Here is a 25,012-nt window from a genome sequence, read left to right on the forward strand (position 1 = left end):
CGCGCGGACGGTCCCTAGATGGCTGTTGGGCCAAGGTCGGGGGCGGGTGGAAGTTCTGGTCCTGGCGGCGGCAGCTCGGGACCGGGCGGAGGAGGCGGCAGTTCGTTGGTCATGCCGTCCACCGGGGGGAGGTCGGCGGGCCCTGGGGCGGGCGGCGGCGGTGCGAACGGATCCGGCGGGGGTGGCGGCGGAGCCAGGGGGTCTTGAGCGGGCTGATCTTGGGCGACCGGGAGGTACATGTGCTTGGTGAACTGGGGTTGGTAGGCGCCGCCGCCGCCAACCCTGACCCCTCCTCCGCTCTCACCCGAGGACACCGGCGTGCCGTCGGGCAGCGTGGCTGCGGTGTGACCGGAATTCCAGCCGATGTTGAGGGCTCCCGGCTGGGTGCCGTACTGGAAGCCGCGTGCCAGGAGGGCCTGCTCTTCGTTGCCGGTGTGGAATCGGTCGCCGTAGATCGGGCGGCCGGTGGCCGCGTTGGCCACCCACGACACGAGTCCCGAGCAATCCGTACCGGACGGTGAATCGCCACCCGTGCGGTACGGCGTCCCCGAAACCTGGTTGACCAGAGTCAACAGGGCTGTGGTCGCAATTGCATCGATCATGACGACGGACGGTAACAACGGAATTTGGGCACCGCCAAAATCTGTGGCACCCATCACTTCTCGAGGTGGAGGCCGGAGAAGTCTCAAATGTCGTTGCGGGAGAGCTGATCTCGCGACGTCTCAAGCGCCGGAATCGAATTCGTCGGACGTGCCGCCGACTCTACGAAACACCATGTCAAAGCGCAAATTATGACTCGGACGGCACAGTGTGCGGGGTTGTCGTCATGGGCGTCGTCGCATCGGTCCACGACGACGCTCCGACGGGCCACTGAATCGGTTAAGCGCTCGATGCCGTTCCGTTACTGGGCGTTTGGTGTGAGGGACCGGCCGGTCACCGGAAAACGCCCATTCCACCGTCGACCATGATGGTTTGGCCGGTGATGAACCCACCGTCGTCTCCAACCAGAAACGCCACTAGCGCCCCAATGTCCTCGTGCGTCCGCCCTACCCGGTTGAGCGGCACCGACCTAAGTGCCCGGTCGAAGTCCTTTGGCGCTATGTCCTGCCAGAACTGGACACCGGGAGAATCGGCAAAGGGGCAGATCACGTTCACCTTGATGTTGTCGCGACCCCATTCCAGGGCGGCCGCCTTCGACATGCCCCGGATCGCCTCCTTGGCGGCACCGTAGGCCGCGAATTGGGACTGGCCGCCGGTGCCCGATCCCGACCCCAGGTTGACGATCACTCCTTCTCCTGCAGCCTTCATCACCGGATGGACGGCCTGCATCAGGAAGAAGGTTGCCCGTGGGCCAACGTCGAACACCAGGTCGTAGTCCTCGGTGGTGATGTCCACCAACGCCTTTGGCTCGTTGGTGGCTATCGCGTTGTTCACCAGCGCGTCAACCTTGCCGAATCGCGCCGTCGCCGCGTCGACTATCGCCGTCGGGCTGCTCGGATCCCGCAAGTCCGCCACCAAGAACTCGGAAGACCAACCAGCCGTGGCGAATTCGTCCACGGTCGCGACCAGAGTTTCGGTCTTGACGTCGACGAGCAACACCTGGGCGCCGCGCTCCAGCAACGCACCGGCGATGCCCTTGCCGACGCCCTGAGCTGCGCCCGTGACGATCACCGCGCGGCCCGCCAGTGCCTGCGGATGCGAATAGGCGCTCATGGTCGGACGAGACCGCCCCCACCAGTCGCCGTGGCCGCACCGGTGTTGACGGCGACGTCCTTGGCCCAGCGGTAGTCGGCCTTGCCCGCGGGGGAGCGCATGACCTTCGGCACCCTGACGAACGCCTTCGGGATCTTGTAGCGCGCGATCGACGTCCGGCACACCTCGACGAGGTCCTCGTCGGTGGCCTCGGCGCCCTCGGCGAACTGCACCACGGCGATCACCTCGCTGCCCCACCGCTCCGACGGGCGGCCAACCACGACCACGTCGTAGACACTCGGGTGCGCGGCGATGGCCCGCTCGACCTCTTCGACGAAGATCTTCTCGCCACCAGAGTTGATGGTCACCGAGTCCCGACCCAACAGCTGAATTCGGCCGTCGGACAACACGTTTGCCCGATCACCAGGGACCGACCAGCGTACCCCGTCGATCGTCGGGAAGGTCTTGGCGGTCTTGGCCGCGTCGCCCAGGTAGCCCAGTGGGATCAGATCCCGACGGGCCAGCCAGCCCTTGCCCTCACCGGGGGCCAGCACCCGGTCGAGGTCGGCCGAGACGACCGCCGTGTCGGACTGCGGGGTGAACGTGGCGGGCTGCACCTCGGCGCCCGCCGTCGTCGCCGTGCTCATCTGAGCTCCGGACTCCGACGCCCCTACCGCGTCGAGCAGCATCAGATGCGGCAGCGCGGTCAGGAGGCGCTCGCGCACCGTGGGGGACAGCGGCGCGCCACCGTTGGTGATCGTGAACAAGCCGGACAGGTCGTAGTCACCGGCCTCGATCTCGTCGAGCAGCGGGCGGGCGATCGCGTCGCCGACGACCGGCATGCTCAGCACCCTCTCCTCGGCCGCCAGGCGCAGGACCTCGGCGGGCCGCATCCGCTCGACGTCGTCGGGGATCACCACTCGGCCGCCCATGGTGACGGCGTTGAAGGCCGCCCACTGCGCGGCGCCGTGCATGAACGGCGGAATCATCATCATCGACACCGCGCCGGCAGACGCCCTGGCCTTCTCGGCTAGCTCCTCGTGCGAGGCAAGCGGCTGGTCGCTGCCCCACGGCCGGCCACCCATCGAGGACAGGAAGATGTCGTGCTGGCGCCACAGCACGCCCTTGGGCATGCCGGTGGTGCCGCCGGTGTAGAGGATGTACAGGTCGTCGCCCGACGGGGTCGGCATCTCCGCGGGTGGCGGCGTGGCGAGGATGGTCTCGTAGTCCACGGCGCCGGGCAGCAGCTCGTGGCCGGAGTGGTCGGCGACCTGGATCAGGACCCGGAGGTCGGGAAGCCGGTCGAGGATCTCGGCCACCCGCGGCGCGAACTCTGCGGGGTAGACCAGAGCCTTCGCCTTCGAGTCGGTGAGCAGGTACAGCAGCTCGTCCTCGACATAGCGGTAGCTGACGTTGAACGGCGCGACGCGGGACCGGTAGGACCCGATCATCGCCTCGAGGTACTCGTTGCCGTTGCGTAGATAGATGCCGAGATGGTCCTGGCCGGACTCGTGGCCCTCCAGCCCGTCGCGCTCGGTGTGGCAACCGAGCCCGACCGACGTCAGATAGTTGGCGAAGCCGTCGACTCTGCGGTTCACCTCGCCATAGGACAGCCGTCGGCCCCGCCACACCAGGAAGATCTGATCGGCAATGGCTTCGGCGACGGTGCCGAAGACGTCGGACAAATTGAAGTTAGTCCCGCTATCCATGGCACGACCATACAGGTGAGGTGCATCCGTATGGTCGAACTTGGCGGATCAGCCGGGGAAGAACCCCGCACCCGTCAACGTGCCTGGCTGCCAGCCCTGTTCACCGAGGCACACCATCGGACGACCGTCCGGTGCCTGAGCCGCCCCCTTGGGGCCGTCGCACGGAGCTCCGATGTCCTGCACGCCCTTCAGCGGATACGACGACACCCAGAAGCCCGTGTAGACGGGCGGCCACTGATTGGGAATGTAGTGACACACCACGGTGGAACCGCCACGGCTGCGCCCGAAGGTGAACAGCTGGTAGTTGTCGCACGGCGCACCGAGCGCCGCTTGGTAGTTCATGCCGGGCACGTCGGTGGCCGAGGTGTCGTAGTGGCTGGGATCGTCGGGGAACATCGGACCCGGGTCGGCCGCTGCCGACGGTGCCAGCGCAATGGCGGCCCCGGCGATCGCCGTGGCGACCGTCAGTTCGCGAATCATGATGATGTGCCTCCTGGAACACGGTCGCCTCCGGCGACGCTGCGGGCAAAGCCTAACGGGTGTCGCCCAGGAGGCGCGTCGTTTCGACCGCGCCCGGTTGCCGGCCTACTCGCCGTCGAGGACGCTGACCGCGATGCCGTACGGCAGGAAGCGGACCTTGCGGCCCGGATCGGTGTTGTTCTTGTTGGCGCGCAACGCGTCCAACTCCGTCGGATACACCTCTTCGATGTGGGCGCCGCCCGATGCGTCGACGGTGTAGATCGACCAGACGCCGTCGCCCGTCTCACCCGCGGTTTCGGGTTCGTTCTTGGGGCGGGTGCCCTTGGTGAACTCGTCGAGAAGCGTGGACCACCCGGCCTGCCTGCCCATGCGGCCCAGCGCGTCACGCAGACCGTCGCCGGCTTCGCGCATGACGCGGTCGAGATCCTCGGGGTCGATTCCGAACGGATTCTGGCTCATGACTACTCCTCATCTGCGCCGACTCATCTGCGCCGAAGCGAAGTCGACCGCACCACACCAGTGTGCAGGTCCACGGCCAAGTTCGCCACGACGTCCACCGGAGGCCGATCGGGGTGGTAAGTGAATGGGTATGGTCCCGCCGATTGCCGACATGCTCGCCGCCGTCGAACGCTCGCCGGAGGCGGCGGGCGCCCACGACCGCGACGGCTGGGTCGCGCTGTTCGCCCCCGACGGCCGCATCGAGGATCCCGTCGGCTCGCGGCCCCACGTCGGGCGCGCCCAGATCGCACGCTTCTACGACACGTTCATCGGCCCCCGCGACATCACGTTCCACCGCGGCCACGACGTCGTCTCCGGCTCCGCCGTCATCCGGGACCTGACCCTCGAGGTGAAGATGGGCGCTTCGGTGACGATGACGATCCCCGCCTTCCTGCGCTACGACCTCGACGACTCGCTGAACATCGCTCGGCTGCAAGCATTCTGGGAGCTGCCCGCCATGGTGTGGCAGTTCGCCGGCAACGGGGTCGGCGCCCTGCCCGCGGGTCTGCAGCTGTCCCTGGCGCTGCTGCGCAATCAGCGAGTGGCCGGCACGGTGGGCTTCCTGGCCGGCTTCCGTGGCGCGACGAGTCGTGGGAAGCGGCACGTCGGCGCGCTGCTCGACGACGCGTGTGCAGGCGACCAGGTCGCGGTCAAGCGACGACTGGGCGACGCCCCGCAGCTGACCAGGGGAGACGACGAGCGGATCGGGACCTCCGACCTGGTCGCGCTGCTGCACGGCGGGCAGTGGGACGGCATGGTCCGCGCCGGGAACGTCACCGTCGCGCGAGTCCGCCGCGACGGCCGTCACCTCGTGGTCGTCGCCGGCGTCGAGGCCCGGCCGACGCGCATCGGTGGGGTGCGCGTGTTCGCCGACGACCAGTGGACGTGACAAGGTATTTGAACCATGTCTGACTTCGACTCCACTGCGTATGACTCCATGACGTACGAGGAATTCGGCCGCCGGTTCTTCGAGATCGCCGTCACCGAGGAGCGCGTCGCCGCGGCGATCGGTCAGATCGCCGGCGAGGAATTCACGATGGGGCCCATGGCCCAGGGGCCCGGCAAGTTCGCCAAGGTCACGGCCAAGGTCCGGGTCCAGGACCCGGCGGTGACGCGGCACCAAGGCGAACAGCTCACCTTCGACATTCAGATCCCCCTGGAGATCGAACTGATCATCGACCTGCGCATCGACAAGCCGCGCTTCAAGGTCTTCGGCGAGATCGCCCTGCGGGCCACCGCGATCGCCGCCCATCCGCTGTCGCTGATCCTCGACGTCGAGAAGCCCCGACCATCCGACATCTCCATCCACATCACCTCGACGACGCTGCGGGCCGAATTGGTGCGCATCGTCGGTGGCGTCGACGCCGAGATCAAGCGCTTCGTCGCCCAGCACGTGGCAGGCGAAATCGACAGCCCCGAATCGGCGAAGGCCAAGGTCATCGACATCAACAGCCAGATCGACGAGGTGTGGACCGGCGTCTGATTCGGCCGATCACCGCGATTCGCCGTACCCTTCGAGCGTGGACAGCAACTCTTTCTTCGCGGGCCGCAAGAGCGCGGCGACCCGGATCGCACTGATCACCGGGGGCGCCGTCTGCGCCGCCATGGTGGTGGCGGCGCCCGCATCGGCGGACCCGACCTCGGACTTCATCAACTCGGTGGACAACGCAGGCATCGGCGCCGTCGACCCTGGGCAGGCGGCCGACCTCGGTCGCTCGGTGTGCCCGATGCTGTCGCAGCCCGGCCAGGACGTGGCGGACGCGGCCTCCCGAGTCGCCGACGCCGGTGGCATGTCGCTGGGACCGGCCACGATGTTCACCGGGCTTGCCATCTCCGCGTTCTGCCCCGGTGCGATGAGCTCGCTGGCCAACGGCGAGTCGCCGATCCCACTCGGCCTACTCGGCGGCCTCGGCGGTTTCGGCAACTAGGGCCACCGGCGTCAGCTGCGGGCGCTTCGCGCCGCGCCCGTTGCCGCTGGACAACCCCCGCAGATGCCGCCACACCCACGGCATCAGCAGGTTCTGCGTCCACAGGGCCTGTGAGTACATCCGCGACCGGAAGCCCGGCCTGACGACCTCGGCCGTCGACGTCGCCCAATCATGGTTGCTACCCGGCAGATTCAGCGCTTCGGCCGCAGCGGCGGCGAACAGCGCGTGTCCCGCCGGTGAGCCGTGGACACGGTCGGGGCTCCACACGTCGGGGTCACCCATCGACTCCGCGTCGTGGAGGTCGACCAGCCGGAAACCGTGCCGGGCCGCCGCGGCGCGCACCACCGCGTTCATCTGCAGCACCCGCGCCCCGAGGAAACGTCCGACCGGCAGGATCTGCTCGAGGTCGGGAAACGTCGTGGTGACCACCGTGGCGCCGGTCTCGGCAAGCCGGTCGTGCAACAGGTCGACGTCCTCGAGCGCTGTGGCGAAGGACTTTCCCGGCCTGGTGACGTCGTTCATCCCGATGCAACTGGTGATCAGGTCGGGCCGCATCGCGACGGCTGCCGGCAGCTGGTTGTCGAGCACGTCGCGGATGCGACGCCCGCGCACGGCGAGGTTGGCGTACATGACGCCGGGGTGCAACTCCTCGAGCCGGACGGCCAGTCGATCGGCGAAGCCCGCCACGCCGACGGTGTCGTCACCGTCCCAGAGGCCTTCGGTTTGGCTGTCGCCGATGGCGACGTATCGCTGATATGACTCGTACGCCACGAGCGCACTCTAGCGGGGACGTGCGACGGCCATGTGAAAGGCTGAGGTATGCCTGACGCAGCACGCCCGGACACCGTCGCGGGTTTTCTTGACGCACAGCGATTTACACGTGAGCAGGTGTTCGCCGAGCCCAGCCCCGTGCCGAACGCCCCCGGCGCCTACGGGTGGTGGTTCCGTACCCTGCCCGAAGCGGTCGACGCGACGGGGTGCGAAGTACGCGACGGCCTCACGCTGCTGCACGTCGGAATCAGCCCGACGCCTCCGCCTGCGAGCGGCAAGCGACCGGTCAGCCAAGACCTGCACAAGCGGATCCGTTACCACTTCGGCGGCGCCCGCGGCAACGCCGACGGTTCGTCACTGCGCAAGTCGCTCGGGGTGCTGCTAGCCAAGGAGCTTGGCCTCGAGCTACGCCGCATCGGCTCCGGCAAGCAGATCACCCTCGCCGGCGGCGAGGCCGTCCTCAACCAGTGGATGTCGGACAACACCCTGGTGTCCTGGGTGGTACGTCCCGAGCCGTGGGTCTTCGAGGAGGAACTGACCACCAACCTCGTCCTGCCGCTGAACCTGCAGGGCGACACCGCCTTTCATCAGGAGCTCAAGCGTCTCCGACGCGACGCCATGGTCAAGGCAGGCAAGCTCCGCATACTCAAGGAGTGGTAGCTCGATGCCTCGCACCAGCGCAGGCCTCCTGCTGTACCGGCGCGGCGCCGACGGGTACGACGTCCTGATCGGCCATCCGGGCGGCCCGTTCTGGGCCCGCAAGGACGAGGCGGCGTGGTCGATCCCCAAGGGCGAGTACACCGACGACGAGGATCCGTGGGTCGCCGCCCAGCGTGAGTTCGTCGAGGAGATCGGCCTTCCCGTTCCCGAGGGGCCGCGGGTGGCACTGCCGCCGGTCAAGCAGTCGGGAGGAAAGATCGTCACCGCCTTCGCGGTGGCGGCCGACCTGGACGTCACCGACAGTGTCAGCAACACCTTCGAGCTGGAGTGGCCGAAGGGGTCGGGAACCATCAAGGAGTTCCCCGAGATGGACCGGGTGGCGTGGTTCTCCGTCGCCGAGGCCTACGTGAAACTGCTCAAGGGCCAGCGCCCGCTGCTGGACCACCTGCTGGCCCACCTCGGCGACGCCTGACCCCACTACAGGTCGAGCACCAGCGCCGCGTCTCCGGCCGCCCGTGACACGCAGACCAGCATCATCCCGGCGTCCCGCTCGGGGTCGGTGAGCAACGTGTCACGGTGTTCGACGTCCCCGCCGAGCACGCGGACGCGACACGTCCCGCAGAAACCCTGCTGGCACGAGTACGGCGCGTGCACGCCCTCGCGCTTGAGCGCACCCAACAACGTCTCGTCCGCGCCGACCCGGACCGCGGCGCCCGTCGAGGCCACCGACACCGAGAACTCGGTGCCGTCGACGACCGGGGGAGCGGCAAAGCGCTCGAAGTGCAATTCCACGTCGTCGCGTCCGGCCAACGCCGACCGCAGCGCGGTCAGGACCGGCGCAGGTCCGCACGCGTAGACCGTCGTGCCGCCGGGGCACTCGCCGAGAAGGTCGGCGGGTGTCGGCAGACCGGCCTCGTCGTCGGTGCGGATCTGGATGCGGTCACCGAAGCGGGCCAATTCCTCGAGGAACGGCAGCGTGTCGCGACGGCGGCCGGTGTACACCATCGACCACTCCACGCCGAGGCTTTCGGCCTGCGCGAGCATCGGAAGGATGGGGGTGATCCCGATGCCGCCTGCGATGAACCGAAACCGTTGAGCCGGCGAGCCGTATCCCGGCACGGTCAACGGGAAGGCGTTGCGGGGACCGCTGGTGGTGATCGTCGCCCCGACGGCCAAGTCGTGCACCTCGAGTGATCCCCCGCCGCCGGTTGGTATGCGGCGCACGGCGATCCGATAGGAATCGGTGATACCGGGATCGCCGCACAGCGAATACTGCCGCACCCGACCGCTGGGCAGGTGCACGTCGACGTGCGCGCCAGGGTGCCAACGCGGAAGCACGCCACCGCCGGGGGCGGCCAGCGTCAACGCGATCACGTCCTGGTCGTGGGCGACGACCCGACGGTCGGTCACGACGAGTGGAAACTCACGGTCGACATCGGGCAGCGGCGCTGGATTACGTACGGCCGCAGACAGATTGAAGAATCCGGTGAGGATGGTGGCTGCGACGCCCAGCGGCACGTCGTGGCGCGATCGGCCCGAGGCGCTCGGCGGCACCTCCCGGAATCGCGCGAACATCAGAGGTGGGCGGCCCGGGCCGCGGGGGAGGTGGCGAGGTACGCAACGGCCTGCGCCGTCGACCCCATGTCGTCCGGCGAGAAGCCCGGCCGGAAGTACATGAAGGTGTTGGACCCGAACAACTTCCGGTACTTGGGCAGCAGCCCCAACTTCGAGTCGCGCATCCGGAGGCGTTGCATCTCGAACCAGCCCAACTCGACGGTCGGGTCGTTCTTCGACAGATACCAGGCGCCGCGCTGGAAGAACGTCGCCATCAGAATGACGGCGATCGACATGGCGCGGATGCGGTCGAGGTAGCTGTCGTGAAAGTAGTGCGCGACGTCGTGGGCCACCATGCGGTGCTCGACCTCTTCGCTGCCGTGCCAACGGAACAGGTCCACGATCGTCGGGTCGGCACCGTGGTCGTCCCACGTGCAGTTCAGCGAGAAGTCGCCGAGCACCGCGGTGTAGTGCTCGATCGCGGCGATCAACCACAGTCGGTCGCACAGGTGGTTCAGCTTGCGCTTGGGATCGGTGATCGAGGGGTCCGGGGCCAACACCTTCTCGAACACGAACTCGATCTGGTCGAGGATGGGTTTGACGTCGACCCCGTGGCCGACCATGTACTCGTGCAGCACCTTGTCGTGCACGTCGGCGTGGGTTGCCTCCTGGCCGATGAATCCGCGCATGTCCTCGGCCAGCTTGGGATCCTTGACCAGCGGCAGCGCCTCGTTGTAGGCCGCGACGAACCAGCGTTCCGCGGCCGGCAAGATCACGTTGAGCAGGCTGATCATGTTCGACGCCACGGGGTGGTCGGGGATCCAGTGCAGAGGAACGTCGTGGATGTCGAAGTGCACTTGCCGTGCCTGGATCTGCACGGGCCCGGGATCGATGACCGTGTGGAAACGCCGTGGTCGCAACATCGCAGCCCCTTCGTCGTCAGGTGACGGAAGGTGAGTCTACGCGGTTCGAGCCCCTAGGTGGGACCGCGGGTACCGGGTTCCTGAGGCGTCAGCCGACGGGGACGGCAACCCCGATGGGGCCACCGTAGGTGCCCTGGCCACTGCCAGAGGTGCCGGGAGCCGGGGCGGCAGGTGCAGCAGGAGCGGCCCCCGCTGCGTCCTTCGCCGCCGCAGTGGTGCAGTCCAGCATCAGGATCATCTTGCTCTTCAGCGCCTTCTGCTGGCTGACGATGCACTGCGACTGCGGCAGGTCACTGCCGAACGAGCCGCCGAACGTCGCGCGCATCCCTTGACTCTTCAGAATGCCGACGGCCTTGTAGTACGGCTCGCCGACGACGTTGGCCGAACTCGAGGTCGCCGGTGCCGCGACGGCGGTGGCGGGACCGAGCAGAGCCACGGACGCAATGGCCGTAGAAGCGATGGCGGCCGGAACGAAGAGCCCGACGGCCCCCAGCCCAATGATCTTCTTCACGTGCCCTCCGTATGTCTCGGTGCGGCTGCGAACATATCGCAGTTCAGCCTCTTGAGAAACTTCGGTCACTCGCGTGCCGGTGTTACCTGCGCGCGCATGACCTCGGCCAGGCCCGCCGCCCGCGAACTGGCGAACACGTCCTCCAGTAGGAGTTCCCTGCCGTCGGGGCCGGCCAGCTTGACCCGCCAGTTCGGATATTCGTCGGTGGTTCCCGGTTGATTCTGGGCCCGCACGTCACCCACCGCATCCGGAAGGGCCAGCGCCAGCAGGCGCGACGGCGTCCGCCCCAGGTATGCGTACAAGGCGCTGACGATCTCCTGAACGCTCGGATCGTCGCCGAGCAGCCCCATCTCCCGCAGCACGGCGAGCCACGCCGCCTGCTCGGCCTGGTCGTCGGCCAGCTCGTCGGCGGCCGGCCGGGTCAGCAGACCCAGTTCCTGACGGATGCGGACGTGCTCACCCGCCAGATAACCGGCCGTCGGCGGCAAGTCATGCGTGGTCACCGACGACAGGCTGTACTCCCGCCACTTGCGCGGCGCGAGCGGTGCACCGGCTGGGTCGCCGTCCCCGTCGCGGTCCAGCTCGAACCACAGGATCGAGGTGCCGAGCAGACCCCGCTCGGCGAGATAGTCCCTGACCCACGGTTCGACGGTGCCCAGATCCTCGCCGACGACGACGGCGCCCGACCGATACGCCTCCAGCGCGACGATGCCGATCAACGCCTCGTGGTCGTAGCGCACGTAGGTGCCCTCCCTCGGATCGGCGTCCTTCGGGATCCACCACAGCCGGAACAGCCCGATGATGTGGTCGATGCGAATGCCACCGGCGTGGCGAAGCAAGGCGTTGACGAGCGCGCGGAACGGTTCGTACCCCTGCTCGACCAGTCGGTCCGGTCGCCACGGGGGCTGCGACCAGTCCTGCCCGAGCTGGTTGTACTCGTCGGGGGGCGCGCCGACGCTGACGCCGAGCGCGAGGGTGTCCTGCAGGGCCCACGCGTCGGCCCCGTTGGGATCGACCCCGACGGCCAGATCGTGCATCACGCCCAGCGCCATGCCCGCCTGGACGGCGGTCGCCTGCGCAGCCGTGAGCTGGTCGTCGAGCTGCCACTGCAACCAGCGGTGGAAGTCGACGGCGTCCGCGCGCTTGGCCGCGAAGGCGGCGACCGAGGGGCTGCCCGGATGGCGCAGCTCCTCGGGCCAGAAATGCCAGTCGCTGCCGTACTTCTCGGCCAGCGCACACCAGATGGCGAAGTCGTCGAGGTTGCGTCCCTCCCGTGCCCGGTAGGCGGCGTAGGCCAGGTCGCGACCCGCGGATCGCTTGACGCGGTACACCGCCCGCAGCGCTGCCCGCTTGATCTTCCACACCGAGTCGCGGTCGATCAGGGTGGACTTCTTGGCCCGGGCCTGGGCGACCGACCGCGCCTTGCGCAGCTCCCCGCGGTCCCCGACGTAGGCGAATTCCTGAATGGCCTCGACCCGCAGATAGATCGGGTTGACGAAGCGGCGTGACGTCGGCAGGTACGGCGACGGCTCCATCGGCGGGGTCGGCGCTGCTGCATGTAGCGGGTTGACAAGGACGAAACCGGCCCCGTATTGCGAGGCGGACCACACGGCGAGATCGGTCAGGTCGGTCAGGTCGCCGATGCCCCAGGACCGCTCCGACCGCACGCTGTAGAGCTGGGTGGCCACGCCCCAGGTCCGCCCGCCGCCCAGCGAGGTGGGCAAGACCGCCGCGTCGGGGGCGACGATCAGCGCGGCGTCGGCGTCGACCCCACCCGCGGTGACGTGCAGCCGGTGGTAGCCGATCGGCAGGTCGGAAGGCAGCTCGAAGCTGGCCTCCCCGATCAACCGGCCGTCGAGCTCGCGGGGCGGTGTGTCGTTCACCAGCTGGCGAAGGCCGGTGCGGACGGTGCCGTCCTCCAGCCGGATCCAGCCGCCCACGTCGCCACCGTGGGTGACGTGCACCCAGAACGACGTCGCCCGACCCGTGCGCGTCACGACCGTCGGCGGCAGGACCCGTCGCCAGTGATCCTCGTCGAGTGCACGCAGCGCGCCCTGACGCTCGTCCTCGGTGCCCGCCGCGACCCCCAACGCGGTCAGCACCGAGACCAGCGTCGACTCCGAAACCACCTGGTGGCCGCCCGTCCAATCGTCGTAGGTGGCAGCCACGCCATAGCGGCGGGCGAGTTCGACCAGTGAGCCGGCCAGTTCAGTCATGGCGACGATCTTGCCGGTTCAGCCGCGTCGCCGCGTACCCGTATCGTCTGGGCAGTGGTGACAGCCGACGTCGAGCGCCGCACCAGCCGGGCCCGCATCGCTGTGTCGGCGATGTTCCTCACCAACGGCGCCATCTTCGCCAACCTGGTGCCGCGGTTCCCCGAACTCAAGACCGAGCTCGCCCTGTCGAACACCAGTTACGGCATCGTCGTCGCCGCCTTCCCGATCGGCGCGTTGGTGGCAGGCATCGCCGCGGGGGCGGTGATCCGCAGGCTCACCTCGGCTCGCACCGGGCTGCTGTGCACCATCGGGATCGCCGCGCTGGTGTGCGCGGCCGGATTGTCGACCACCCCGGTGTTGTTGGCGGCGTTGCTGTTTGGCGGTGGCGCATGCGACGCGATCACCGACGTCGCACAGAACACTCACGGACTGCGAGTGCAGCGCGCCTACGGACGGTCGATCATCAACTCGCTGCACGCTGTGTGGTCGGTCGGAGCGATGCTCGGTGCGGGCATGGCCGCCGGTGCGATCGCCCTGCACGTCCCGATCGGCGTCCACCTCGGGGTGAGCGCCGCGGTGTTCGTCGGCGTCGCGCTGGCCGCCTACCCGTTCCTGCTGAAGGGGCCCGACGAGGCCGCCGACTCGGCCGCCGACGCCGGAACGGCCGCACGGCCCGGCTGGCGGGTGTACGGCGCACTGGCCGTCTTGGTCGTCATCGCGATGGCCGGCGCCGTCATCGAGGACGCCGGCAGCTCGTGGGCGGCGCTGTACCTGGGCAGCGGGCTGGGGGCCGCGGGGGCGATCGCCGCGCTCGGATACGTCGCGCTGCTGGGCTTCCAGTTCATCGGACGGGTGGTGGGCGACCGCGTCGTCGACCGCTTCGGGGAACGCGCGGTCGCCCGCGGCGGAGGATTGCTGGTCGCGGCAGGCATGGGGTTGGCGCTGGCCTTCCCGAGCATCCCTGGCACCATCGCCGGCTTCGCCGTCGCCGGGCTGGGCGCCGCGACCGCCATCCCGGCCGCCATGCACGCCGCCGACAACTTGCCGGGGCTGAGGGCGGGCACCGGCTTGACGGCGTTGGCGTGGCTGATGCGCCTTGGCTCGGTCGGCGCGCCCCCGATCGTCGGCATGATCGCCGACGCGACCAGCCTGAGGGGCGGGCTGCTGGTGGTGCCGGTCGTCGGGCTGGCCATCGCCGCCGCGGCTGGTGTGCTCAGTGGACGACGCCGGCCAGTTCGATCGTGAGGACGCCGCCGATGATCAGCCCGATTCCGATCAGCATCTTGACCGTCAGCGGGTCCCCGAAGAGGTAGCGCGCGAGCACCGCGACGAGGGCCACTCCGCACGCCGTCCACACCCCGTAGGCGATGCCGACGGGCATCCCGAGTCCCAGCGTCAGCCACAGCAGATAGAACGACGCCAGATAGCCCGCGGCGACGGGAAGGATCCACGCCCGCTTGCGGAAACCGTCCGACGCGCGCAACCCGAGCGTCGCGAACACCTCGACGCCGATCGCCGTCGCCAGCACCAACCACATCACGGCGTGGGAGCCGTTGGCCGCGAACCGAACTCGATGAACAACACTCCGGCGATGATCAGGCCGATGCCCAGCGCGATCGGCCAGGTGAACGGGTCGCGAAAGATCATCGAGGCCAGCACCGCCGTCAACGCCGTTCCCGTCGCACCCCAGATCCCGTAGGTCACGCCGACGGGAACGCCCTCGCGCAGGACGAGGGTCAGGAGCGTGAACGCGCAGGCGTACCCCGCGACGACGGCCACCAGCCAGGCGCCGTGGTCGTGTGCCGCCCGCAGCGCCAGCGTCGCCGCGACCTCGCTCACGATGGCCGCGCCAAGCAGCACCCATTTGCGCACGGGATGAACGTAGCCCGGCGCGCTATCGTCGCCTTCATGACCCAATCGGTACGCGCTCCGATCGTCGACACGGCGTACGGTCCCGTCCGCGGGATCGACGACGGGACCGTCAAGTCGTGGCGGGGCGTTCGCTACGCGGCGCCGCCCGTCGGCGACCTGCGGTGGCGGTCACCGCAGGCGCCGCAAAACTGGACCGAACCCGCGGACGCATCACGGGTCGGACCGGCCTGTTACCAGCCCACCGACCCACGGATACCGCTCGACCTCGGCGCACCACAGGGCGACGACTCGCTGACGTTGAACGTGTGGGCGAGCTCCGACACCGACGCCGGCGCCGGCAAGCCCGTGATGGTGTGGGTGCACGGCGGCGCGTACGTCCTCGGATCCGCTGCGCAGTCGCTCTATCGCGGGCGCGCCCTGGCCGCCGACGGTGCGGTGATCGTCACCGTCAACCACCGGCTCGGGGCGTTCGGGTTCCTCGACCTGTCGTCGTTCAGCACCGATCGCACGCGGTTCGAGAGCAACCTCGGGCTGCGGGACGTGCTGTTCGCGCTGGAGTGGGTGCGCGACAACATCAGGTCCTTCGGCGGCGATCCTGCGCGCGTCACGCTGTTCGGCGAGTCCGCCGGGGGCGGCATCGTGACGACGCTGCTGGCCAGCCCGGCCGCGAAGGGGTTGTTCTCCGCTGCCATCGCGCAAAGCTCACCGGTGACCTCCGTCTACGACGCCAGCCGCTCCCGAGGAATCGCGCAGCAGTTCCTGGACACCCTCGGCATCGGCGCGGACGACGTGGATCGCCTGCCCGACGCCCCGATGAGCGAGCTGTTGCTCGCCTCGAAGCGACTGTTCGACGAGGTGCCGGTGCGAACCCCCGGCACGCTGGCCTACGCGCCGATCGTCGACGGGGAGCTGGTGCCCGACTATCCCGTGGCGGTCGCGCGCGCCGGCGGCACGCACCCGGTGCCGTTGATCATCGGTACCAACAAGCACGAGGCGGCCCTGTTCCGCTTCATGAAGTCGCCGTTGATGCCGATCACCCCGACGGCCATCAAGTCGATGTTCGACGGCATCGCCTCCGAGCAGCCCAGCCTGCAACTGCCCAGCGAAGCGGATCTGATGTCGGCGTATCCGGGGCGGGGCAAGACACCCGGCATGGGGGTCGCGCGCGACATCGGCTTCCGGATGCCGACGATCTGGTTTGCCGAGGGCCACGCCGCCGTTGCACCGGTGTTCACCTATCGCTTCGACTGGGCGACGCCGATGCTGAAGCTGTTGCGCCTCGGTGCCGCGCACGCCACCGAGCTGCCCTACGTGTGGGGCAATCTCGTTGCGGGAACCAAGGATCCGACGTTCAAGCTGGGTGGGCTCAAGGCGGGTACCGCCCTCTCGGAGCGCATCCGCACCCGGTGGGTGAACTTCGCGGCCACCGGTGAGCCAACCGGGCTGGCGGGGGAGCCGCGCTGGCGGCCCTACCGCGACGACGATCGCGCCACCTTGCTGCTCGACAAGAGCGACGTGGTGGTCGAGGACCCCGACCGGCCGCTGCGTGCGGCGTGGGGGAACGACGTGCTGAGCTTCCGCTAGCCGAGCGGATGAGTGGAGGTCGACGTGGACTGGTTGCCGCCACCGTTGCGCGACCCGGTGCTGTTCGCCGTGCCGTTCTTCCTGCTGCTGCTGGTCTTGGAGTGGACTGCGGCGCGCAAGCTGGAGAGTCTGGATCTGGACGACCGCACGCCGGCCGGGGCGTATCTGCGGCGGGACGCATGGGCCAGCATCTCGATGGGACTGGTGTCGATCGCGACGACGGGCGCGTGGAAGTTCCTTGCGCTGCTCGGCTATGCCGTCGTCTACACCTACGTCGCGCCGTGGCACCTGCCGTCGACCGCCTGGTACACGTGGGCCGTGGCGCTGATCGGCGTCGACCTGTTGTTCTACGCCTACCACCGCACGGCGCACCGCGTCCGCCTGCTGTGGGCGACACACCAGGCGCATCACTCCAGCCAGTACTTCAACTTCGCGACGGCGCTGCGACAGAAGTGGAACAACAGCGGCGAAATCCTCGCGTGGATTCCGTTGCCGCTGCTGGGAATTCCACCCTGGATGGTGTTCGCCAGCTTCTCGGTCAACCTGATCTACCAATTCTGGGTGCACACCGAGCGCATCGACCGGATGTGGCGGCCCGTCGAGTACGTCTTCAACACACCGTCGCACCACCGCGTGCACCACGGCATGGACGCGGAGTACCTCGACAAGAACTACGGCGGCATCCTCATCCTGTGGGATCGGCTCTTCGGCACCTATCAGGACGAGCTGTTCCGACCGCACTACGGGCTGACCAAACAGGTCTCGACGTACGACGTCTGGAAGCTGCAGACCCACGAATACGTGGCGATGGCCCGCGACGTCAGCCATGCCGGCCGACTGCGCGACGCCCTCGGCTACGCCTTCGGACCTCCCGGCTGGTCGCCCTCGCGTCCGTAACGGCCGTCAGTAGGATCGACACGTGGAAACCGTCTTCGATGGATATGTCGACCCCGCGCTCGTCGAGCGGTCACTTGCCGGCAGTGCGTTCGGGTCGATGTGGCTCGACCTCGAGCGGCCCGAGCGTCCGACGCTGTCCCAATCGGTGAGCTGCGACCTCCTGGTCGTCGGAGGCGGATACGTCGGACTGTGGACGGCACTGCATGCCGCCCAGCGCGACCCCGATCGGCGCATCGTGGTCATCGACGCCCACCGCGTCGGGTGGGCCGCCTCCGGTCGCAACGGCGGCTTCGTCGAGGCCAGCCTGACCCACGGCCACGAGAACGGAAAGACGCGCTGGCCCAACGAGATCGACCGGCTCCAAGCCATGGGGGTGGAGAACCTCGACGGCATGCAGGCCGAGATCGAACGACTCGGCCTCGACGTCGAATGGCAACGCAGCGGAATGCTCGCGGTCGCGACCGAACCGCACCAGGTGACGTGGCTTCAAGAGTCCGCGGCCGAGGGACACGGTGAATTCCTCGGCGGGGAGGCGGTGCGTGCGGAGGTCCATTCGCCGACGTTCCTGGCCGGGCTGCTAGAGGCCGACACGTGCGCGATAGTGCACCCCGCCAAGCTCGCACTCGAACTGGCCCGCGCGTGCACCGAGGCCGGCGTCACCATCTACGAGCACACCAACGCGACGTCGCTGAGCTCCGGCACCGCGTCGATTCAGGTGGCCGCCAACGGCGCCGTCATCACGGCCAAGCAGGTCGTCCTGGCCACCAACGTCTTCCCGCATCTGTTGCGGCGCAACCGGTTTCACACGGTTCCGGTGTACGACTACGTGCTGTCCACCGAACCGCTGACCGACGCCCAGGTGCAGAGCATCGGCTGGCAGAACCGCCAGGGCATCGGCGACTCGGCCAACCAGTTCCACTACTACCGCATGACGAAGGACAACCGGATCGTCTTCGGTGGCTACGACGCCGTCTACCACTTCGGCCGCAAGGTCGACGCGAAGTACGAAGATCGGCAGGAGACCTACCGCAGGCTCGCCGCCCACTTCTTCATCACCTTCCCGCAGCTGGAGGACGTCCGCTTCAGCCACCGGTGGGCAGGCGCCATCGACACCAACACCCGGTTCTGTGCCCACTGGGGCCTAGCCCGTGATGACCGGGTCGCCTACGTCAACGGGTTCACCGGGCTCGGCGTCGGCGCCGCCCGGTTCGCCGCCGACGTCTGCCTCGACCTGCTTGGCGGGACGCCGACGCCGCGGACGGAGCTGGAGATGGTGCGCCAAAAGCCGCTGCCCTTTCCGCCGGAACCCCTTGCGAGCGTCGGCATCCAGGCGACGCGTTGGTCGCTGGACCGGGCCGATCATTCGGCCGGTCACCGCAACGTCCTGTTGCGCACGCTCGACGCCCTTGGTCTTGGCTTCGACTCCTGATCGATGCGGACCGGCGGGGGCGTCGGTACGCTAGCCGTTCACCGACCCCTAGCGAGCGGAGACGACGTTGCGCCGAAGGTGTGTGCGCGCGGCCGTAGTGGCAGCCGCCTTCGCGGCATCCCTGCTCTCACCCGCCGGCCCGGCCGGAGCGGCCCCCGGCGTTCTGGTGTACCCGGGGATGGAGATTCGGCAGGACACCAATCGGTGCACGCTGGGATTCGTCGACGTCGCGACGCGAACCGCATACACCGCGGGCCATTGCCGGGGAAGTGGTGCCGTCACCGACAAGGACGGGAACGTCTTTGGTCGCCAGACGAGCTTTCGCGACGACACCCCCAATGGTGCCGTCGTCGCCACCGACCACATGATCTCGGACTGGGAGGCCATCGCGTTGGCGCCCGACGTCCAGATCAACGACATCCTGCCGGGCGGGAGGACGTTGTCGTTCGACCCCGCGGTGGTGCCTCGGCAAGGACAACCCGTCTGCCATTTCGGGGTGGTGACCAGTGAGAGCTGTGGCACGGTGGAGGCCGTCAACAACGGGTGGTTCACGATGGCCAACGGCGTCGTCAGTCAGAGGGGTGATTCGGGTGGCCCCGTATACGTGCTCACCGACGACGGGCGTGCCGTCATCGTCGGGATGTTCAACAGCACCTGGGGTCAGTACCCCGCGGCGGTGTCGTGGGACGTCACGGATCGACAGATTCGCCAAGAGGTCTTCAGTCCCGCGGCCGACACCGTGCCCGTCCCGCCGCCGGCGTAGCCACTGATGAAGTACCGGCTCTATTCCTGGTTCTCGTGGTTCTCCTCCGGGGAGCCGTGGTCGGCTCGTCGAATCGCGGTCGCGTTGTTGGCGACGGTCGGCATCCTGGCGATGGTCAGCACGATCGTCGTCGGCGTCGCGATGGCCTTCCTGACCAAGGACCAGGGGAGGGCCGCCCAGCGCACCACGACGATGCCGACGGCGCCGACTCCCGCGGTGATCGGCATTCCGCTGGCGGTGCGGCCCGTCCTGTCGCCGCCGTTGGTGGCCAATCCCGAGGACTGCCCGCCGGTTCCGCCGCCCACGCCGTCGGAGGCCCCGATCGTGGTGTGCGACGTCGACCGTGCCGCCGTGTACCAGCTGGGCCCGGTTGCGTTGGCGCTCAACCTGACTGGGGCCACCGAGACCAAGTTGCCGACCAGCGAGTTCCACACCGTGCAGATGTCGATGGATCCGGCGTCCAGCACCGCCTTCGCGCAGTACACCGGTGCCAACATCGGCAAGCAGCTGGCGTTCGTGCGCAACGGTGTCGTGCTCGCCGCACCCGCCATCAGTCAGCCCGTCGACGGGCAGTCGATTCAGATCTCCGGCGAGCTCGGTGCCACCACGGCCGCCACGATCGCGCAGATGCTGCGCGACGGCACCTGACGACCGTCAGAGCAGCTCGACGATCGGGATGGACGGCGCGACGGCGCGGATCTGCTCGTCGGTCGACTGCGGGGTCAGGCCGCCGACGTGTCCCTTGACCTCCCAGTACCAGCGGTCGACGTAACGCTTCAGCAAATCGAGCTTGGCGTCGTCGGCGATCTCGACGATCCGGACCGTCCGGCCTCGCCACCGGGGCCCCATCTCGACTTCGCCTGCGGCCCTGGCGTTGCGGACCCACTGGGTGTTGCCGCGCGGCGACACCACGTAGTCGCGACCGTCGACCGTCATGAGGTTGACGACCACCCCTCGCAACTTGCCGGTAGTGCGGCCGCGGACGCGGAGGGCACGCGTTCCGGCGATGCTGATTCCGGCTTCGGCCAGCCAGCGGAAGACGGCGTTGGTCGCGCGTGCCAGGAGGTCGGGTTCGTCGTATCGGATGGTCATATCCAGCTCCTCAAAGTAGTGAAAAGAGAGCAATGCTCTCGTTAGACGGTGACACATCGATCGAATGAAAGCAAGAGCATTGCTCTCGAATTGTGCGAGACTCGTCCCATGGGCAAGCGTCAGGAAACCCGGGAACGGATCGAGCGCGAGATCGTCGAGGTCGGCAGGCGGCATCTCGTCACCGAGGGGGCCTCCGGATTGTCACTACGGGCCGTCGCCCGCGAGCTCGGCATGGTGTCCTCGGCGGTGTACCGCTACGTGGCGAGCCGCGACGACCTGCTGACACTCCTGATCGTCGACGCCTACACCGACCTGGCCGACACCGTCGACCTGGCTGCAGCGTCGGCCAAGGGATCGTGGCAGGACCGGCTGCTGCACATGGCGCGCGCCGCCCGCGCCTGGGCGCTCGACCAGCCCGCGAGTTGGGCGCTGATCTACGGCAGCCCGGTTCCGGGCTATCACGCCCCAGCCGACGTCACCGTCGGTCCTGGTACCCGCGTCGTCGGCGCACTCCTGGCCGTGGTGGCCGACGGCGTGGCCGCGGGCGACGTGCCGGATTCCGGCCCTGCGCCGTCGCGGTCGACGTCGGCTGACTTCGCCGCCGTCCGTGAAGAGTTCGCCTTTTCCGGTGGAGACGGGCCGATGATGAAGGGCTTCCTGCTGTGGGCGGCGCTCGTCGGGGCGATCAGCCTGGAGGCCTTCGGTCAGTACGGCGCCGACACGCTGTCGGATCCCGCCGACGTGTTCGACGGGCAGATTCGGCTGCTCATCGCTGCCGCCACGCTGAACTAGAACACGTTCTAGCCAGCGGTCGCCGCCGGAGATATCCTCAATGCGATGCCTGACCAGACACCTGTCCAGATCGCCTGGGTGACGCGCGACCTCGGCGCCACCGAGGTGGCGTTGACGAACCTGCTCGGCGCCAAGAAGTGGGTCCGCATGCCCGACGTCCACTTCGGCCCCGACACCTGCACCTACCGCGGGCAGCCCGCCGACTTCGTCGCCCACGTGTCACTGTCCTACGCCGGGGACACCCAGCTCGAACTGATCGAGCCCGTCAGGGGCGAGAGCATCTACTCCGAATTCCTCGACAGTTCGGGGCCAGGACTGCATCACGTCGCGATCGAGGCCGCCAGCCCCGAGCGCTTCGACGAGATGCTCGTCGACGCCGAACGGGACGGTGGCTCGGTGGTGTGCCGCGGGGTCATGCCCGGCGGGATGCGCTTCGCGTATCTGTCCGCTGAGCAGGCGGGCATTCCCTACCTCGAGGTCGCGCACATTCCGTCCGAGATTCGAGCCTTCTTCGACTACGTAAAACAGGAGCAAGTGTGAGCATGCAGATTCCAGACTCCGTCAGCGCAGCAGACGTCGCGGACTGGTCCGACGAGGTCGACGTCGTCGTCGTCGGTTTCGGCATCGCCGGTGGCTGTGCGGCGGTCAGCGCGGCCGCGGCCGGTGCGCGGGTCGTGCTGCTCGAGCGCGCCGCTGCGGCAGGCGGAACCACGTCGATGGCCGGCGGCCACTTCTACCTCGGCGGCGGTACCGCCGTCCAGAAGGCGACCGGCCACGACGACACCGCCGACGCCATGTACGACTACCTCGTCGCGACCGCGCGCGAGCCAGAGCTGGACAAGATCCGCGCCTATTGCGACGGCAGCGTCGAGCACTTCGACTGGCTCGAGGAGCTGGGGTTCCAGTTCGAGCGAAGCTACTACCCGGGGAAGGTCGTCGTGCCACCCGGCACCGAGGGGCTGTCGTACACCGGCAACGAGAAGGTGTGGCCCTACTTCGAGCAGGCGGCACCCGCACCGCGCGGACACTCCGTCCCGATGCCCGGTGAACTGGGCGGCGCGGCGATGGTGATCGACCTCCTGGTCAAGCGCGCCGCCGAACTCGGGGTGGACGTCCGCTACGAGACCGGCGCCACCGCGTTGGTCGTCGACGATGGTGCCGTCGTCGGACTGTCCTGGAAGCACTTCGAGGACACCGGGGTCATCCGCGCGAAGGGCGTCGTCGTCGCGGCAGGCGGGTTCGTGATGAACCCCGAGATGGTGGCCGTGTTCACGCCGAAGCTCGCGGAGAAGCCCTTCGTCCTCGGCAGCACTTACGACGACGGCCTCGGCATCCGCCTCGGCGAATCGGTGGGCGGTGCCACCAAGCACATGGACCAGATCTTCATCACCGCGCCGCCGTACCCGCCGGAGATTCTGCTCACCGGGATCATCGTGAACAAGGACGGCGAGCGGTTCGTCACCGAGGATTCCTATCACTCGCGGACGTCGGCCTTCGTGATGGACCAACCCGACAGCGCGGCCTTCCTCATCGTCGACGAAAACCATTTGGAGCGGCCGGAAGTGCCGCTGATTCCGCTGATCGACGGATGGGAGACCGTGGAGGAGATGGAGGCGGCGCTCGGCATTCCGGAGGGCAACCTGGTGCGAACGTTGAACCGCTACAACGAATTCGCGGCCAAGGGTGAGGATCCCGACTTCCACAAGCAGCCGGAATTCCTCGCCGCCCAGGACACCGGGCCGTGGGGCGCCTTCGACCTGTCGCTTGGCAAGGCGATGTACGCCGGGTTCACCGTCGGCGGTCTCGCCACGTCACTCGACGGCGAGGTGCTCCGCGAGGACGGCAGCGTGGTCACCGGTCTGTACGCCGCAGGCGCCTGCGCGTCCAACATCGCCCAGGACGGTAAGGGGTACTGCAGCGGCACCCAGCTCGGCGAGGGGTCGTTCTTCGGCCGCCGCGCCGGTGAGCACGCCGCCGCACGCTAAGGTCCTAGGCCCGACTGCGCGTTGCGTCTGGCGCGGTCCTGGGCGCGGGTGGTCTTGCGCCGCGGCATGGTCAGCCCCGACGTTTGCCCTGTGGGCACCCGGGTCGCGACCACTGTGGCGGTGGGTGTGGACAGCTCGGGGAAGAGCAGGCGACTGCCCGGTGTCGTGATGTACCTAAGGCCGTCGGGTGCGGTCCACACGACGGTCCCGTCGTCGAGTTGCTCATCCCGCCAACCACTTTGGCCGCCCCAGAACGTCTTCAGCAAATGATGTCGGCGGCATAGACATTTCAGGTTGGATGCCGCGGTCGGCCCGTGTGGCCATGGAATCGTATGGTCTACGTCACAATTCGTGGCCGGCACTTTGCAGCCGGGGAAGCGGCAGGTCATGTCTCGGCAGCGGACGAAGTCGGCGAGCTTCTTGGAGGGTCGGTAGCGGGGTTCCGGTGGGGCTTGCCCGGGATGCACGATGCGGGTGATCGTGGCCCCGACCGTGGCGCGGCACGCGATCGCGCCGGGGAGGAACTGTCCACCCATCAACGCGGCGGGCCGAAGCTGGGCCAGCCGCCCCGGGGTGGGGGTGAGGGCTTCGGCGAGTGTCAGCTCGCGCAGGGGCTTGGTGAACATGGCCGGGGGTTCGCCGTCGAGGGCGGTGCGTTCGTCGGCGGGGATGCCAACGCGCGACTCAGATTGTGCCGCAGCATCACTCGGGTGGATCGCGCTGCCCGACACGACGTCTTCCGCGCCCTCGGGGGCATCGCCAGGCCCTTTAACCGGTCCATCAGGCGGCGGAACATCCGGAACGGTGGGCTCGGGTGCAGGTGGCGGTGGGGCCGGTGCCTCGGGTTCACGGAGGGTGTCCGTGCTCGTGATCACGTAGACCACCACTCCGGTCGAGGGTGGGTTCTCACCCGCGGGGCAGTCGTCGCTTTCGCAAAGGCAGGCGAGACGATCAGCCCCGTGAGATATGGCTCCGATGGCGTCGGCGCGGCGTTGGTCCTTGGTCCGGGGATCGGCGGGGCAGACGGTGCGGGCCAGGGCGTCCACGCGGGCGTCGAAGGCCTTCGCGTCGGTGGCGAACAAAGTCGCAAACACCGTCGCCATCCCGCTGCCGTCGTCCTCCCCGACGTCCACCGACCGGCCCCGCGCCCGAGTCTCGGTCCGGTGCACAGCCTGCGGGTCGACCTGGGCGACGAACGCGTCCACGGTCTTCTCAGCCGTCGCCACCGACATTGGCTCCCGATTGCTCAGCGCCTCGGCCAACAACGCGTCCAGCTCGTGCAGCGCCAAGGGGTCGACGACCAGGGCGCCGCGTTGCACCACGATCCGCACCAGTTGGTAGGTGACCAAACCTTGAGCGAACACCGCGGCCACCTGGGGAAAGCGCTCGTGCAGCGCGACGGCGATCAGGAGTTGGTTGGACGCGGCGCCATGGGTGATGCGCAGCGCGGCACCGATGTGGGCGGCGACGGCGTCCCAGGTGTCGGTGCACCACAGGTCCCGCTCATCCGCCCCGTCGGCGGCATGGGCGGTCGCGAACATAGCTGCCATCGCCGCCACCTTGCGGGCATACGACGCGGACTCCACCCGCGACCACGACTCCACTGCACCGGCACCGGAGGTGCTGGCCGTCGCGTCCACCAAGCTGTCGAACATA

General features: G+C 68.5%; 28 protein-coding genes. 14 read left to right on the forward strand and 14 right to left on the reverse strand.

Annotation, left to right across the window (positions count from 1 at the left end):
- Positions 1 to 14: 14 nt before the first annotated feature.
- The 5 genes from ASD37_RS00375 to ASD37_RS00395 all read right to left on the reverse strand — a co-directional run bounded on the left by ASD37_RS00375 (position 15) and on the right by ASD37_RS00395 (position 4,340).
- Positions 15 to 602: an NlpC/P60 family protein gene (locus ASD37_RS00375; RefSeq protein ID WP_056546457.1), complete on the reverse strand. Its 588-nt coding sequence runs from the start codon at positions 600 to 602 to the stop codon at positions 15 to 17.
- Between the two features lie 331 nt (positions 603 to 933).
- Complete coding sequence (locus ASD37_RS00380) at positions 934 to 1,713, reverse strand: SDR family NAD(P)-dependent oxidoreductase (protein ID WP_056546460.1); 780 nt, start codon at positions 1,711 to 1,713, stop codon at positions 934 to 936.
- Complete coding sequence (locus ASD37_RS00385; RefSeq protein WP_056546463.1) at positions 1,710 to 3,401, reverse strand: acyl-CoA synthetase; 1,692 nt, start codon at positions 3,399 to 3,401, stop codon at positions 1,710 to 1,712. The genes ASD37_RS00380 and ASD37_RS00385 overlap by 4 nt, the downstream gene beginning before the upstream one ends.
- A 48-nt stretch (positions 3,402 to 3,449) precedes the next feature.
- On the reverse strand, positions 3,450 to 3,881 hold the full coding sequence (locus ASD37_RS00390) for a hypothetical protein (RefSeq protein WP_056546466.1): 432 nt from the start codon (positions 3,879 to 3,881) through the stop codon (positions 3,450 to 3,452).
- A 105-nt stretch (positions 3,882 to 3,986) separates the two neighbouring features.
- Positions 3,987 to 4,340, reverse strand: coding sequence for a hypothetical protein (locus tag ASD37_RS00395; protein ID WP_056546470.1), 354 nt, complete (start codon positions 4,338 to 4,340; stop codon positions 3,987 to 3,989).
- A 124-nt stretch (positions 4,341 to 4,464) separates the two neighbouring features.
- On the opposite strand from ASD37_RS00395, the gene ASD37_RS00400 reads away from it, so the two are divergent.
- The 3 genes from ASD37_RS00400 to ASD37_RS00410 are packed head-to-tail and all read left to right on the forward strand — an operon-like array spanning position 4,465 to position 6,307.
- A complete protein-coding gene (locus ASD37_RS00400) occupies positions 4,465 to 5,268 on the forward strand; it encodes a nuclear transport factor 2 family protein (protein WP_370072019.1) in 804 nt (267 codons plus the stop codon).
- A gap of 15 nt (positions 5,269 to 5,283) precedes the next feature.
- The gene (locus tag ASD37_RS00405; RefSeq protein ID WP_056546476.1) at positions 5,284 to 5,862 is read left to right on the forward strand and encodes a hypothetical protein; all 579 of its coding nucleotides are present in this window, start codon (positions 5,284 to 5,286) and stop codon (positions 5,860 to 5,862) included.
- Positions 5,863 to 5,899: 37 nt separating this feature from the next.
- Positions 5,900 to 6,307, forward strand: a complete 408-nt coding sequence (locus ASD37_RS00410) for a DUF732 domain-containing protein (protein WP_370072021.1) — start codon at positions 5,900 to 5,902, stop codon at positions 6,305 to 6,307.
- Here ASD37_RS00410 and ASD37_RS00415 read toward each other — a convergent pair.
- Entirely contained in the window at positions 6,275 to 7,078 is an 804-nt protein-coding gene (locus tag ASD37_RS00415; protein ID WP_056546479.1) for an SGNH/GDSL hydrolase family protein, read from the reverse strand. The two genes, ASD37_RS00410 and ASD37_RS00415, sit on opposite strands and share 33 nt — an antisense overlap.
- A gap of 48 nt (positions 7,079 to 7,126) precedes the next feature.
- Between ASD37_RS00415 and ASD37_RS00420 the strand changes: the two genes are divergently transcribed.
- Both ASD37_RS00420 and ASD37_RS00425 read left to right on the forward strand, forming a co-directional pair.
- Entirely contained in the window at positions 7,127 to 7,738 is a 612-nt protein-coding gene (locus tag ASD37_RS00420) for a GIY-YIG nuclease family protein (protein ID WP_056546481.1), read from the forward strand.
- Positions 7,739 to 7,742: 4 nt separating this feature from the next.
- Entirely contained in the window at positions 7,743 to 8,210 is a 468-nt protein-coding gene (locus ASD37_RS00425) for an NUDIX domain-containing protein (protein WP_056546485.1), read from the forward strand.
- Between the two features lie 5 nt (positions 8,211 to 8,215).
- Here ASD37_RS00425 and ASD37_RS00430 read toward each other — a convergent pair whose 3' ends face one another.
- From ASD37_RS00430 to malQ, 4 genes are all read right to left on the reverse strand, one after another.
- On the reverse strand, positions 8,216 to 9,313 hold the full coding sequence (locus ASD37_RS00430; protein WP_056546488.1) for a PDR/VanB family oxidoreductase: 1,098 nt from the start codon (positions 9,311 to 9,313) through the stop codon (positions 8,216 to 8,218).
- A complete protein-coding gene (locus tag ASD37_RS00435) occupies positions 9,313 to 10,215 on the reverse strand; it encodes a metal-dependent hydrolase (protein WP_056546491.1) in 903 nt (300 codons plus the stop codon). The genes ASD37_RS00430 and ASD37_RS00435 overlap by 1 nt, the downstream gene beginning before the upstream one ends.
- A gap of 88 nt (positions 10,216 to 10,303) precedes the next feature.
- On the reverse strand, positions 10,304 to 10,726 hold the full coding sequence (locus ASD37_RS00440) for a hypothetical protein (protein ID WP_056546493.1): 423 nt from the start codon (positions 10,724 to 10,726) through the stop codon (positions 10,304 to 10,306).
- A 65-nt stretch (positions 10,727 to 10,791) separates the two neighbouring features.
- Positions 10,792 to 12,942, reverse strand: coding sequence for a 4-alpha-glucanotransferase (malQ, locus tag ASD37_RS00445; protein WP_056546496.1), 2,151 nt, complete (start codon positions 12,940 to 12,942; stop codon positions 10,792 to 10,794).
- Between the two features lie 111 nt (positions 12,943 to 13,053).
- Here malQ and ASD37_RS00450 point away from each other — a divergent pair, with 111 nt between their 5' ends.
- On the forward strand, positions 13,054 to 14,187 hold the full coding sequence (locus ASD37_RS00450) for an MFS transporter (RefSeq protein WP_082569969.1): 1,134 nt from the start codon (positions 13,054 to 13,056) through the stop codon (positions 14,185 to 14,187).
- On the opposite strand, the gene ASD37_RS00455 is transcribed toward ASD37_RS00450, so the two are convergent.
- On the reverse strand, positions 14,156 to 14,479 hold the full coding sequence (locus tag ASD37_RS00455; protein WP_056546500.1) for a multidrug efflux SMR transporter: 324 nt from the start codon (positions 14,477 to 14,479) through the stop codon (positions 14,156 to 14,158). The genes ASD37_RS00450 and ASD37_RS00455 overlap by 32 nt on opposite strands.
- Positions 14,479 to 14,814 (reverse strand): multidrug efflux SMR transporter, encoded by a 336-nt coding sequence (locus tag ASD37_RS00460; RefSeq protein WP_056546503.1) that lies wholly within the window; start codon positions 14,812 to 14,814, stop codon positions 14,479 to 14,481. The genes ASD37_RS00455 and ASD37_RS00460 overlap by 1 nt, the downstream gene beginning before the upstream one ends.
- A 36-nt stretch (positions 14,815 to 14,850) precedes the next feature.
- Here ASD37_RS00460 and ASD37_RS00465 point away from each other — a divergent pair, with 36 nt between their 5' ends.
- From ASD37_RS00465 to ASD37_RS00485, 5 genes are all read left to right on the forward strand, one after another.
- Positions 14,851 to 16,398 (forward strand): carboxylesterase/lipase family protein, encoded by a 1,548-nt coding sequence (locus ASD37_RS00465; RefSeq protein WP_156720673.1) that lies wholly within the window; start codon positions 14,851 to 14,853, stop codon positions 16,396 to 16,398.
- 12 nt (positions 16,399 to 16,410) lie between these two features.
- Positions 16,411 to 17,295 (forward strand): sterol desaturase family protein, encoded by an 885-nt coding sequence (locus tag ASD37_RS00470; RefSeq protein WP_056546510.1) that lies wholly within the window; start codon positions 16,411 to 16,413, stop codon positions 17,293 to 17,295.
- A 22-nt stretch (positions 17,296 to 17,317) separates the two neighbouring features.
- Positions 17,318 to 18,724 carry an FAD-binding oxidoreductase gene (locus ASD37_RS00475; protein ID WP_056546515.1) on the forward strand — a complete coding sequence of 469 codons (1,407 nt, stop codon included), beginning with the start codon at positions 17,318 to 17,320 and terminating at the stop codon, positions 18,722 to 18,724.
- 67 nt (positions 18,725 to 18,791) lie between these two features.
- Positions 18,792 to 19,487 (forward strand): hypothetical protein, encoded by a 696-nt coding sequence (locus tag ASD37_RS00480; RefSeq protein WP_056546518.1) that lies wholly within the window; start codon positions 18,792 to 18,794, stop codon positions 19,485 to 19,487.
- Positions 19,488 to 19,493: 6 nt separating this feature from the next.
- Entirely contained in the window at positions 19,494 to 20,135 is a 642-nt protein-coding gene (locus tag ASD37_RS00485) for a hypothetical protein (protein ID WP_056546521.1), read from the forward strand.
- Between the two features lie 6 nt (positions 20,136 to 20,141).
- Here ASD37_RS00485 and ASD37_RS00490 read toward each other — a convergent pair whose 3' ends face one another.
- Positions 20,142 to 20,579, reverse strand: a complete 438-nt coding sequence (locus ASD37_RS00490; RefSeq protein WP_056546524.1) for a nitroreductase/quinone reductase family protein — start codon at positions 20,577 to 20,579, stop codon at positions 20,142 to 20,144.
- 108 nt (positions 20,580 to 20,687) lie between these two features.
- Here ASD37_RS00490 and ASD37_RS00495 point away from each other — a divergent pair, with 108 nt between their 5' ends.
- Genes ASD37_RS00495 through ASD37_RS00505 form a run of 3 tightly spaced genes read left to right on the forward strand, consistent with a single transcriptional unit; the run spans position 20,688 to position 23,356 of the window.
- Positions 20,688 to 21,371: a TetR/AcrR family transcriptional regulator gene (locus ASD37_RS00495; protein WP_056546526.1), complete on the forward strand. Its 684-nt coding sequence runs from the start codon at positions 20,688 to 20,690 to the stop codon at positions 21,369 to 21,371.
- A gap of 45 nt (positions 21,372 to 21,416) precedes the next feature.
- Complete coding sequence (locus ASD37_RS00500) at positions 21,417 to 21,911, forward strand: VOC family protein (RefSeq protein WP_056546528.1); 495 nt, start codon at positions 21,417 to 21,419, stop codon at positions 21,909 to 21,911.
- Positions 21,908 to 23,356: an FAD-binding protein gene (locus tag ASD37_RS00505; protein WP_056546531.1), complete on the forward strand. Its 1,449-nt coding sequence runs from the start codon at positions 21,908 to 21,910 to the stop codon at positions 23,354 to 23,356. The genes ASD37_RS00500 and ASD37_RS00505 overlap by 4 nt, the downstream gene beginning before the upstream one ends.
- Here the strand turns inward: ASD37_RS00505 and ASD37_RS00510 are convergent.
- Positions 23,353 to 25,011 carry an HNH endonuclease signature motif containing protein gene (locus ASD37_RS00510; RefSeq protein ID WP_056546535.1) on the reverse strand — a complete coding sequence of 553 codons (1,659 nt, stop codon included), beginning with the start codon at positions 25,009 to 25,011 and terminating at the stop codon, positions 23,353 to 23,355. The two genes, ASD37_RS00505 and ASD37_RS00510, sit on opposite strands and share 4 nt — an antisense overlap.
- Position 25,012: the final 1 nt, after the last annotated feature.

The organism is Mycobacterium sp. Root135 (assembly GCF_001426545.1).
Taxonomy (GTDB): domain Bacteria; phylum Actinomycetota; class Actinomycetes; order Mycobacteriales; family Mycobacteriaceae; genus Mycobacterium.